At 76.0% G+C, this 13397-nt stretch carries 1 protein-coding gene (cut by a window edge); it reads left to right on the plus strand.

Annotated elements, in window-relative coordinates; genetic code table 11:
• Nucleotides 1-13397, plus strand: partial view of a hypothetical protein gene (locus NCG93_RS09245; RefSeq protein ID WP_252787497.1) — the beginning only. The gene runs 19255 nt beyond the window's last position; only the first 13397 of its 32652 coding nucleotides appear in the window; it begins with the start codon at nucleotides 1-3; its stop codon lies beyond the right edge, outside the window.

Below are 13397 nucleotides of genomic sequence, written 5' to 3' on the forward strand. Positions count from 1 at the left end.
GTGGCCCTCGTCGCGTCCGCGCTCGTGCTTTCGCAGTTGACCTGGGCTTCTCCCGCCATCGCAGCAGCGACCGAGCCACCGGCCGACATCGTCACGCCCGCTGAGACGCCACGTTTCGTCGGTCCCCTCGACCTCGGCGAGGAGCCCGCTCCCGAGCCCGCGCCGGTCGAGCAGGTGCTGCCGGTCGCTCCCTCCCAGCCGGTACCCGTGCCGCCGCGCACCCGGACGACCATTAGCGTCGTCGTCGTGCCGCCGGCCACGGCGCCGGCCGCTCCGGCATCGCCGGTCTCGCCGTTCGGACCGAACTGCCAGCAGGTGTCGACCGGGTCGACGCCGCAGGCCGGCGGGGGCACCACGAACTCGTCCACGACGAGCACCAGCTCGACGAGCCTGACGTGCGGTCCTGGCACGGTGAACCCGGGCACGATCGGAAGCGGCCCGGCGACCCCGCCGACGCCGACGATCCCGGGTCTTCCGACGCCGCCCGAGCCGCCGGACCCGCCTGAGCCGCCGACGCCGCCGATCCCGACTCCCACGCCCACGCCGACGCCCAGCCCGGAGCCGACGCCCGACCCGTCGCCGACGCAGAATGCGCCCGAGGCAGCCGGTGGCGCGATGTATGGGGCGCCCGCGATGCTGGAGGTGCGCCCGTTCGAGGCGACCGCCCCCGAGGGTGGGACCACGACCGCGGAGGCGACGGCTGACGGCGCCGGCGCCGGTACGGCCGGTCAGGCCGGTGCCGCGGACAACGGCACCTCGAGCACCCCCGCCGAACAGCCGGCCGAGCAGCCCGCCGCTCCGGCGGCCTCAGAGCAGCCCGCCGCCACCGAGACCGAGTCCTCGACGCCGGCCGAGCAGCCGGCGACCGCGCCGGCCGTCGACGAGACTGCGTCGGAGCCCGTTCCGACGGACGCGACGCCGACGGAGACCGACCCCGCCGCGACGCCGGCCGACCCGGCCGCACCGGTCGCGGAGCAGCCGGGACCGTGGCAGGTGACCGCGGCGGGTGACGTGTCGGTCACGATCGACGGCGCCGACCTCGTGATCGTCGCCGATGGAGGGACGACGCGACGGGCCGCGGCATCCGTCACCGCCCTCACGATCTCGGCGGGCGGCTCTGTCAGCCTCCCCGCCTCGCTCGGCATCACCGTCACCGTCACCTCGGCAGCGGCACTCGCGGTCAGCGGAACCGGCGTCACCTGGAACAGCGACGGCGCCGGAAGCGGATCCGTCGGCGCGACCGCCTTCTCGGGCGTCGGCCGGCTGGTCGCCGTCGGCGGCGGTCACGTGCTGCGTGGTCCGGCAGCCGACACGACGTGGCAGATCGACGGACAGCGCACCGGCACCGTCGCCGGCCAGCGCTTCTCGGGGTTCGACGTGCTGCAGGGGGCCGCAGGCAATCGGGACGACTTCGTCGTCGCTCCCGGCGGACGCATCGGGCGGGTCGACGGCGGTGCCGGCGGCTACGACGTGCTGCGGTTCAGCGGAGCGCACGGAGCGGTGACGTCGCGCCCGACCGGTTCGCAGTCCGGCACCCTGATGGTCGGCGGCACCACCCTCGCGTACGACGGTCTCGAGCCCATCGGGCCGGCCGACGTCACAGACTTCGACTTCGCCGACGCGACCGACGACGACACCATCGAGGTGACGCCCGACGCGGTCAACATCGGCTACATCCTGGTGCGCAGCCTGGCGAACGCCTTCGAGTCCCACTCGGTCCGCCCCCTCGGCTCGTTCGTCGTCAAGAGCACCGGCAAGGGCGCGACGATCCGCATCGTCGGCACACTCACTTTCCACGGCGTGACGTTCCGGTTCGAGGCGACGCGCGTCCTGGTCGGCCCGGGCGGTGTACTGGATGCCGGCGCCGCCGACGTCACCCTGGCCGCCACCGCCACCACGGCCGACGACACCCCCGCGATCGCGGAGGTCATCCTCACCGATGCGATCGTGCGCGGCGGCAACGTCGAGGCCACCGCGACCGCGGTCAGCACCGCCGACCCCGGGGCCACTGTCGGACTCGCCATCGGCGAGAGCGTCGCATCGGCGCTCGTGCAGCTGGCAGGCACCTCGCGTATCGAGGCGCAGGGCACCGTGTCGCTGGCGAGCTCGTCGACGGCGACGCTGGTCACCACCTCGACGGGAACCGGAGCGGATGCCGCGATCGACGCCGCCGTGGCTCACGCGACCATCGACAACTCGGCCGTGACCCGCATCACGGACACCGCCTCGGTGCAGGCGGCGGGCGCGGTCAGCATTTCGGCGACGACCGTCACGACTGCGACGACCACCGCCGACGCCACCGCGGCCACGGCGGGAGCCGCCGTCGCGACGACCAAGGCGACGACGCGGACCGCGGCCGTCATCGACAGCACGTCACCGGCCGGGATCGTCGCCGGCGGAGCGCTCACGGTCACGGCCGACTCGACGCACACGCTCCTCACGAAGGCGACCGCGAGCCCGGGCGGATCGACGGCGAACGGCGCCTCGCCGAGCGCCACCACCGCGACGGCGTCGCAGCCCGGCGGCTTCGCCTCGGCACCGGGGGGCGCGATCGGCGTCGCCGGGGCGCTGGCCTTCTCGGACCTCGACCAGGAGACCATCGCCTCGCTCGGCAGCGCGTCGCCTCTCGCGGTGACGGCGGGCGGCACGGGCGTCGCGGTCTCGGCCGTCTCGTCGGGATCGGCGATCACCGAAGCCGACGGCTCGGCGGTCGGCGGATCGGCCGCCGGCGTCGGCGTCGGCGTCTCGGTGAACCTCGCCGACGCACGCACCGAGGCCCGCATCGGCAACGTCGCCTTCACCGCGACCGGCGTCACGGCATCCGCCACCGCCGCCCCGCGCACCGCGGCCGGCGTGAACGAGTACCGCGCGCAGTCGGTGTCGGGCGCCGGCGGCGCCTCGATCGTCGGCGCTGCCGGCGCGCTCGCGGTCAACATCGCGAGCTTCCTCACCCGTGCCGCCATCCTGAGCGGCGTCACCGTCACCGCGCCGGGAGCCGATCTGGCATTCGCCGCGACCGGCGACAACGACACTATCGCCCGCGCGCTGCCCGGCACGCTGGCCGGCGCGACGACCGGCATCGGCGCGAGCATCGCCCTCAACATCGCCAACGACCGCGCGATCGCCGAGGTGGGCGACGGCGCGACCCTGACGGGTGTCGCCGACCTGAGTCTCACCGCACAGTCGACGTCGCCGGCCACCGCCGAGGCGCAGGGCGGGGTGGCGTCGGAGGCGGCGATCTCGACGGTCATGGCCGTCAACATCTCGAACGTCACGACGCTGTCTCGGCTCGGCACCGGAGCGCCGCTTACGCTGACCGGCACCTACACGTCGACCGCCACCCAGATCGCTCCCGTCGTCACGACCGCCACCGGCAACGTCAGCGCCGAGGACGGCGCCGCCGTCTCCGCGGTGATCGCACTGACCTTCGCCGACCACGCGGTGCGTGCCGAGCTCGCCCGCGATCTGACGGCGGCGGCGATCACGCTCAAGGCCATCGGCATGGCGTCGTCCGCGACCACCGCGTCCGCCTCGGCGACCGGCGCTCCCGCCGACGGCTCGCCGGTCGCGCAATCTCCGGCCGCCCAGGCGACCGACGCCCGCACCTGGGCCGACGCCGTCGCGCCGGCTGCCGGCGCGGCCGGCAACGGCACCGGCGGCAGCGGCTCGACGCCGATCCCCACGCCGAGCACGCCGCAGGGCGATGTCACGGTCACCGCCGCCTTCGCCCTCACGATCCACCAGCTGAACGCCGACGTGTCGGTGTCGGGCATCGCCCTCGTCGCGCCGACGGTGCGGCTCGAGGCGCTCGGCAACCTGTCGGCCGCGTCCACGGCGACCGGCTCCCCGGCGACCCGCGGACCCCCGAGCGGCGCCACGATCGCAGCGGCCGTCGCGATCACCCTGGCGGATGTCACCGTCCGCGCCGAGGTCGGCCCCTCCACCAGCATCACCGCAGACACGCTCCAGCTCATCGCGGGCATCGCCCCGCAGAACGCGGCAGGCGCATCCGACGCCTCGCACCGCTTCACCACCACCGCCACCGCCGGACAGGGATCCGGGGGCGACCTCGGGGTCGCCGGATCCGTCGCCCTCTCGGTCGTCGTCCTCACGACATCCGCGGGACTGGCCACCGGCTCGGCCGTGACTCTCACCGGCGCCGATCGATCGCTCACGATCTCGGCCTCGTCGGCCGCGCAGACCACCACGCGGGCGCTCCTCGCGGACGCCGGTGCGGGCACGCCCACCACGGGGATCGGCGCCTCGTTCGCCCTCACCAGCGTCGACCACCACACCCGCTCGGCCATCGGCGCCGGCGCGACCGTCGCCGGCGCGGACGACATCGATGTGACGGCCAGCACCGCGGATGCCGCATCCGCCGTCGCGCAGGGCTCGGCGCGCGGCGCGGACGCCGCGGTCGCACCGTTCGTCGCGGTGACGCTCTCGGCCGTCTCCACCACCGCGGGCATCGGCGCCGGCGCGGCGATCACGCTGACCGGTGCGCTGCTCGTGAGCGCGGCGCAGCGCGCGACCGCCTCGACCGAGGCTCGGGCCGCGACAGGGACGTCGGCGGGCACCGCCGTCGGCCTCGGCCTCGCGATTACGGTGTCCACGCACACGGTGCGCGCGACGCTCGGACGCGCGCTGACGGCAGGTGGAGCGGTCACGCTCGGCGCCGGCTCGGTCTCGTCCTCGTCCTCGACCGCCGCGGCATCGGCGGCCGGCGCACCGGAGAACCCGGCCGACTCGGGAGACGCCTCGAACCCGGGCGGCGCCGCGGGCGGGGGAGTGGATGCGGCCGTCGGCGGTGCCCGCGACCACGCCGACGACGTCGCGACCGCCGCGGGCGGCTCGGGCACGGGTACCGCGGCGACCCCGAGTGCGGCGACCTCGCAGGGCCAGATCAACGCCGCGGCCGCGGTGGCCGTCACCATCGTCACGGCCACGGTCGAGGCATCCGTCCTCCCGGGCGCCGCCATCACGGCAGGTGGGGCGGTGGCGATCACCGCGGGGGAGAACACGGATGCCGCCTCCGACGCGAACGGCTCGGCGTCGCAGGGGAGCGACGCGACGATCGGCGCGGCCGTCGCGCTCACTCTGTCGACCCTGGCGCACCGCGCCGTCATCGCGGCCGGTGCGAGCGTGACGGCGCCGTCGACGACCGTGCGCGCGGCGACCGTCGCCGACGGCGCCGACACCACGTCGACGACCAGCGCGCGCTCGGTCGCGGGAGCCGGGGGCGGCAAGGTCTCGGTCGCCGGCAGCCTGGCGCTCGCGGTCGTGGATCGCGCGACGATGGCCGCGGTCGACGGATCGGCCGGCGGCGGAGCGGTGACACTCTCGGCAGAGGCGGACGCCACGACGACCGTCGCGGCCCTGCCGGCAGGCCAGGGGGTCACCGACGCGGGCGACCTGGGCCTCGGCGCATCGGTGGCGCTCGCGCTCGTCACGGTCACGGTGACCGCGGGCGTCGGCGACGACGGCGCACTGCCGGGGCTCGCGGCGCTCACGATCCTCGCAAGCTCCGCGAGCACGTCCACCACGGAGGCGCGCATGGGGGCGTCCGGTGGCGGTGTCGCCGTCGTGCCCGCCGTCGCCGTGACACTGTCGGACGTGTCGACCCTCGCCCGGATCGGCTCGGGGACGCTCGTGACGGCGAGCGGCGCGGTGCAGGTGGCGGCCGTGCAGAAGGCGACGGCCAGCTCGACCGCGGGAGCGATCGTCGTCGGCGCCGGCGATGCCGGCATCGGCGCGGCCGTCGCGCTGACGTTCGCGAACCACTCGACGCGCACGGCCCTGGCGCGGAGCCTCACCGCGCAGCAGGTCGACCTGATGGCCCACGCCACGTCCGACGCGACGGCGAACACCACAGCGTCGACGGCGGGGGCGCCTGAGAACGGCGCCGACTCGGGCGACGCGTCCAACCCGGGCGGCGCCGCCGGCGACGGAGTAGATGCCGCGGTCACCGCCGAGCGCGACCACGCCGACGCCGTCTCGGCCGCCCACGGGGGCGCCGGCACCGGTGGCGCGGTCGCACCGAGCGCCGAGACGTCGCAGGGCGGCGTGAACGCCGCGGCCGCCGTCGCGCTCGTCGTCGCCACCGTCGGAGCCGGCGCCGATCTCGCCTCGGGCATCACGGTGACCGCCGTTGAGCTCGTGCGACTGGACACCGCCACCGACACCGACGTGACCGCCCGCGCCGACGGCTCGGCCTCGCAGGGTACCGACGCCACGATCGGCGCGGCGGTCGCGCTCGCACTCGTCGACGTGGATGCGACCGCCGTCGTGCCCGCCGGTGTGACGATCGTCGCCGGGCAGCTGACCATCGCCGCGCGCGCCCTCGCCGAGCCGGGCGACCCGGTGTCGCGGCTCGTGGTGGAATCGGTCGCGGGCGCCGGCGGAGGCAAGGTCTCCGTCGCCGGCTCGGTCGCGATCCTCCTCGCCACCCACGATGTGCGCGCCGGGCTCGACGGCGCGGCGACGGTCGGTGGCGCGGTCGCCCTCAGCGCCGCCGGCACCGTGGTGGCCTCGGTGAAGGCGCTGCCTGCCGGTCAGGGAGTGACGGATGCCGGAGACCTCGGCCTCGGGGCATCCTTCGCGCTCGCCGTGGTCACCGCCACTACGCGCGCCGAGGTCGGCGACGGCGCAACCCTGACCGGAGCGACCGATCTCACCGTCATGGCGGTGGGCGAGCTCGAGGTGCGCAGCGAAGCACGGATGGGCGCCGCCGGCGGCAATGTCGCGCTGGCGCCAGCCGTCGCCGTCACGCTGACGACGCCGACCACCGTCGCCCGCATCGGCAGCGGCACGGCCACCACCGTGACCGGGGCGCTTTCGCTCTTCGCCTCGCAGCGCTCCGTCGCCGCGGCGACCGCCGGTGCGATCGTGCTCGGTGCGGGGACCGCCGGTGTCGGCGTCTCGCTGGCACTGGTGATCGCCGGGGTCACCGGCTCGGTGGTGCTCGCCCGCAGCGTGACCGCGGCCAGCGTCGTCCTCGAGACGCGGATGCTCTCGACGACGACCTCGACCGCCACAGCGTCCGCGAGCGGCGCGCCCGAGAACGGCGCCGACTCGCCCGATCCGGGCAACCCGGGCGGGGCGGCCGGCTCGGGCGTCGATGACGCCGTCGCCGCCGAACGCGCCCACGCCGGCGCCACCTCGACCGCCCACGGCGGCGCGGGCACCGGTGCCGCGGCGACACCGAGCGCCGCCTCGTCGCAGGGCGGCGTCAACGCGGCGGCCGCCATCGCGGTCACGCTCGCGACCGTCGACAACAGCGTCCAGCTGAGCCCCGGCGTCGTCATCACCTCGTCGGGCGCTGTGACGCTCCTCGCCCGCGCCGACACCGACGCCTCGTCGTCTGCCGACGGCTCGGCCTCGCAGGGCGCAGACGCGACGATCGGCGCCGCCGTGGCCCTCACCCTCGCCACGGTGCACAACCTCGCCGACGTCGGCGCAGGTGCCGCGGTCTCGGCCGCGAGCCTGCAGGTGCGGGCCGACGCATCGGCACCGGGCGGTGACGGCATCTCGACCTTCGGAGCGCGGTCGGTGGCCGGTGCGGGCGGTGGCAAGGTGTCGGTCGCCGGCTCGTTCGCCCTGGCCGTCGTCACTCACACCACCCGCGCGGCCCTCGCCGGTTCGGCGACGCTCGCTGCCGGCGACGCGACAGTGATGGCCGGCAGCCGCACCGCGACGACGGTGGCGGCCCTGCCGGCCGGCGTCGGCGTGACCGACGCCGGCGACCTGGGTCTGGGCGCCTCGGTCGCCCTGGCGCTCGTGACACAGTCCACCCTCGCCGAGCTGGCCGACGGCGCGACGCTGTCGGGCGCGCGAGACCTCACCGTGTCCGCCGACGGTCGCAGTGAGGCCGGCTCCGAGGCGCGCATGGGCGCGCGCGGCGGCGACGTCGCCCTGGCACCCGCGGTCGCCGTCACGCTGTCCACCGTGACGACGACCGCCCGCCTGGGAACCGGCGGGCCGCTCGCGCTCACCGGTTCGCTCAGCGCGACGGCGACCCAGCGGGCGGCGTCGACCGCGATCGCCTCGTCGCAGGTGCTGGCCGCCGGCGACGCCGGCATCGGCCTCTCCCTGGCCCTGTCCATCTCCCAGCACACGGTGACCGCGGTGCTCGCGCGCAGTGCGTCGGCATCCGTCGCCGCACAGCTGCAGGCCACGAGCGTGTCGACGTCGACCTCCACCGCCTCGGCGTCCGCCGCCGGGGCACCGGAGAACTCGGGCGGCGGCGGGGCCGGCGGCGGGGTCGATCAGGCCGTCGCGGCCGAACGCGACCACGCCTCCACTACGTCGGCGGCCCACGGCGGAGCGGGCGCCGGAAGCGCGGCAGCACCCAGCGCATCGTCGTCGCAGGGCGGCGTGAACGCCGCCGCCGCCGTCGCGGTGACGCTCGCGGATGTGCGCGCGGAGTCCGCGCTGGCAGCCGGCGTGGTGCTGACCTCCGGCGGCACGGTCGGCCTGCTCACAGGCACCAACACCGACGCCTCGTCGTCCGCCGACGGCTCGGCCTCGCAGGGCGCCGACGCCACGATCGGCGCGGCGGTCGCGCTCACGCTGGCCGAGGTCGTCAACCGTGCCGTCGTGCCCGTCGACGCCACGGTCGCCGCCCAGGCTCTCACCACCACGGCGACGACCGTGACGGAGGGCGACGACGTCTCGACGTTCGGCGCCCGTTCGGTGGCCGGCTCCGGGGGCGGCAGGGTCTCGGTCGCCGGCTCGTTCGCGCTCGCCGTCGTCAACCACACCGTCGACGCCGGAGTCGCAGGCACCGCGGCTCTCACCGGCGGCGCGCTGACAGCGAACGCCGTCGAGCGCACCGCGACCACCGTCGCAGCCGTCCCCGCAGGAGCAGGCGTGACGGATGCCGGCGACCTCGGGTTCGGGGCCTCCGTGGCACTCGCGATCGTGACGTCGCGCACCACAGCCGAGATCGCGGACGGGGCGACGGTCACCGGGTCCGGCGCGGTGACGCTGCTCGCCTCCGGGCGCAGCACCACCTCGGCCGAAGCCCGCATGGGCGCGGCGGGCGGCGACGTCGCCCTCTCTCCCGCCGTCGCCGTCGCCCTCTCGACGGTGACCTCGACGGCGCGCGTCGGCAGCGGCGCGCTCGTCACGGTCAGTGGTGCCGTCGACCTCGACGCGGTGCTCGAGGCCACCGCGACGGCCACCGCCTCGTCCTCGGCGCTGGGCGCCTCGGACGCGGCGGTGGGGCTGGGCGTGGCGCTGGCCATCGCGAACCACTCGTCCCTCACCGAGCTCGCCCGCAGCGTCACCGCTGCCGGTGCGGTGACGCTGGCGACGTTCCTCACCTCGACGTCGACGTCCACCGCGACCGCCTCGGCGGCGGGCGCTCCGGAGAACCCGGCCGACTCCGGCGATGCCGGAAACCCCGGCGGCGCGGGCGGCACCGGCGTCGATCAGGCGGTCGCCGCCGAGCGGTCCCACGCCGACGGGGTCGCCACCGCGAACGGCGGGTCGGCCAGCGGCGGTGCCACCACGCCGCAGGCGGCGTCGTCACAGGGCGGCGTGAACGCGGCCGCGGCTGTCGCGGTGACGCTCGCCACCGCCCGGGCGGAGTCGCGCCTCGCGGCGGGGACGACGATCACCTCGACGGGGCTGGTCTCGCTCGCCTCACTCGCGAACGTCGATGCCACCTCGTCGGCCGATGGCTCTGCCTCGCAGGGCGCCGACGCCACCATCGGCGCCGCGGTGGCACTCACGCTCGCCGACGTGGTGAACCATGCGATCGTGCCGGCCGGAGCGTCGGTAGCGGCTCATGATCTGACCGTGCAGACCGGGGTCCAGCCGTCGGGTGCCGACACGGTGTCCGCGTTCGGTGCCCGGTCGGTCGCCGGTGCCGGCGGCGGGAAGGTCTCGGTCGCGGGCTCGTTCGCCCTGGCGGTCGTCACTCACACGACGCTCTCGGCGCTCGACGGCGGCGTCGTGCTCACCGGCGGCGACGCCACGGTGAGCGCGGCGAGCGCCGTCACCTCGACGGTCTCGGCACTGCCGGCTGGCGCGGGCGTCACCGACGCGGGCGATCTCGGGGTCGGGGCGTCCGTTGCGCTGAACCTCGTCACCGACCGCACCACCGCGCAGGTCTCCGCCGGCGCGACGATCACCGGTGCCCGCGACCTCACGCTGGCGGCGACCGCGGACTCGGGCGCCGTGACCGAGGCGCGCATGGGCGCCGCGGGCGGCGACGTCGCACTGTCGCCGGCCGTCGCCGTGACCCTGTCGACCGTCGCCACCGCCGTACTACTCGGCGCCGGTGCGCCGATCGACCTGTTGCGCAGCCTCTCGGCCACCGCCACCCAGAAGGCGCGCGCGGCGTCGACGGCATCGGCCGCCGTGCTCGGCGCCGGCGACGCGGGCGTGGGTGTCGGCCTCGCGCTGACGATCAGCGGCCACACCGTCACGGCGCTGCTCGCCCGCAACGTCACCGCCGCCGCCGACGCGAGCCTGCGCGCGTTCGGCGTCTCGTCCTCCTCCTCGACCGCCTCCGCATCGGCCGCGGGAGCACCCGAGAACTCGGGCGGCGGGGGAGGCGCCGGCTCGGGCGTCGATCAGGCGGTCGAGGCCGAGCGCTCCCACGCATCGTCGACGTCCGCCGCGAACGGCGGCGCAGCCGCCGCAGGCTCCTCGGCTCCCGCCGCGGAGTCGTCGCAGGGCGGCGTGAACGCCGCGGCGGCGGTCGCGGTGACCCTCGCGACCGTGACCACCGAGACGTCAGTGGTCGCCGGCGTGGTGCTCACGGCGGGCGCCACAGCGATGCTCGCCTCGAGCGCCAACACGGATGCCGGGTCGGCGGCCGACGGTTCGGCCTCGCAGGGAGCCGACGCCACCATCGGCGCGGCCGTCGCGATCACACTGGCCAACATCGTCAACCGCGCCGCGGTCCCCGTCGGCGTCACCGTCACCGCGCGCGATCTGATCGTCTCGGCGACCGTCACGACGGACGGCGCCGATCAGACCTCGACCGTGTCGGCGCAGTCGGTCGCGGGAGCCGGCGGCGGCGACGTCTCAGTGGCCGGCTCGTTCGCGCTCGCCGTGGTGAACCACTCCACCCGCGCCGGCATCGACGGCACGGTGGCACTCACCGGCGACGCCGCTCTCACCGCCGCGAGCGCCGTGTCGAGCACCGTGAAGGCGCTCCCGGCGGGAGCCGGCGTCACCGACGCGGGAGACTTCGGCTTCGGGGCATCCGTCGCTCTCAACCTCGTCACCGACACCACCCTCGCCGAGGTCGCCGACGGGGCGACCCTCACCGGCGCGCGGCACCTGACGCTGGGCGCCACCGCCGCCGACATCGCCGTCACCGAGGCGCGCATGGGCGCTGCCGGCGGCGACGTCGCGCTGTCGCCGGCGGTCGCCGTGACGCTCTCGAATGTCACCACCTCGACCCGCCTCGGCACCGGCGGGCTGCTCTCGCTGAGCGGCTCGCTCACCGCCACCGCTATGCAGAAGGCCTCGGCTGCCACGACGGCCTCAGCCGCGGTGCTGGGCGCCGCAGACGCCGGCGTCGGCGTGGGCCTCGCGCTCACGATCGCGAACCACTCGGTCTTCGCAGAGCTGCGCCGCAGCCTCACGGCGGCCGCCGACATCGCGCTGAAGGCCGCGGGGGTCTCGTCGTCCGCCGCGACCGCTTCGGCCTCTGCCGCCGGTGCTCCCGGCAACGGCGGCGGAGGCGGCGGCTCGGGCACCGGCGTCGACCAGGTGGTCGCCGCTGAGCGCGCGCACGCCGACTCCACCTCGACCGCCCACGGCGGCCAGGGCGCCGGCACGGCCGCCGCTCCCAAGGCCGAATCGTCGCAGGGCGGCGTGAACGTCGCCGCAGCCGTCGCGATCACGCTCGCCACGGTGCGTGCAGAGACCATCGTGGGTCCGGCGATCGCCGTCACCGCAGGCGGCACCGCGATGTTCGCGAGCGCGGCCAACACCGACGCCGCATCGTCCGCCGACGGGTCGGCCTCGCAGGGTGGCGATGCGACCATCGGTGCGGCCGTCGCCATCACGCTCGCCGACGTGAGCAACCGCGCGGACGTGCCGAGCGGCGTGACCGTCACGGCCCACGACCTGATCATCTCGTCCACGGTCGCGGTCGACGGAGCCGACCAGACCTCGACGATCTCGGCGCAGTCGGTCTCGGGCGCCGGTGGCGGCGACGTCTCGGTCGCCGGCTCGTTCGCGCTCGCCGTGGTCACCCACCTCACACGGGCGGCGATCGACGGCACCGTCGCGCTCACCGGCGGCGACGCCGCGCTGACCGCGGGCAGCGCCGTGGCGAGCACCGTCAAGGCGCTGCCGGCCGGAGAAGGCGTGACCGATGCGGGCGACTTCGGCTTCGGGGCATCCGTCGCCCTGAACCTCATCACCGACAAGACCGGCGCCGAGGTCGCGAACGGGGGCACCCTCACCGGCGGCCGTCACCTCACCCTGACCGCGACATCCGCCGACACCGGCGTCACCGAGGCGCGCATGGGCGCCAAGGGCGGCGACGTCGCCCTCGCGCCCGCGGTCGCGGTGACCCTGTCGAACGTCACCACGTGGACCCGTGTGGGCACCGGCACCCTGAACCTCACCGGCAGCCTCACGATGATCGCGACGCAGACGGCGTCGGCCACGTCGACGGCCACGTCGGCCGTTTCGGCGGCAGCGGATGCCGCGATCGGCGTCGCGCTCGGGCTGACGATCGCGAACCACACGGTGACAAGCTCGCTCGCGCGCAACGTGACGGCCGGAGCCGACGTCTCGCTGCGCGCGAGCGGTAACTCGACGTCGGCGTCGTCGGCGGCCGCGTCGGCCGCCGGCGCGCCGCAGTCCGCGGGCGGTGGCGGAAGCTCGGGCTCGGGCGTCACCGACGCCGTCGAGGCCGAGCGCACCCACGCCGGAGCGGCCTCGAGCGCGAACGGCGGCGACGGCGCCGGGTCGGCCACGACCCCCGCCCCCGAGTCCTCGCAGGGCGAGGTGAACGCCGCGGCCGGCGTCGCGATCACCCTCGCGACCGTGCGGGCCGAGACGATCGTGGAGCCGGGCGTGTCCTCGCTCACCGCGGGCGGAACGGCGGCCTTCGCGAGCTCGGCGAACACCGACGCCTCCTCGTCGGCGGACGGTTCGGCGTCGCAGGGGACCGACGCGACGATCGGTGCGGCGGTCGCGATCACGCTCGCCCACGTGGTGAACCGTGCGACAGTTCCGGCGACGCTCACCGTCACCGCCCACGACCTCATCGTGTCGGCGGCGGTCACGCCGAACGGGACGGATCAGACGTCGACCATCTCAGCGCAGTCGGTCGCCGGAGCGGGCGGCGGCGACGTCTCGGTCGCCGGCTCGTTCGCGCTGGCCGTGGTCAACCACGCCACCCGCGCGGGGGTCGACGGCAC

The organism is Microbacterium yannicii (assembly GCF_024055635.1).
GTDB lineage: Bacteria > Actinomycetota > Actinomycetes > Actinomycetales > Microbacteriaceae > Microbacterium > Microbacterium yannicii.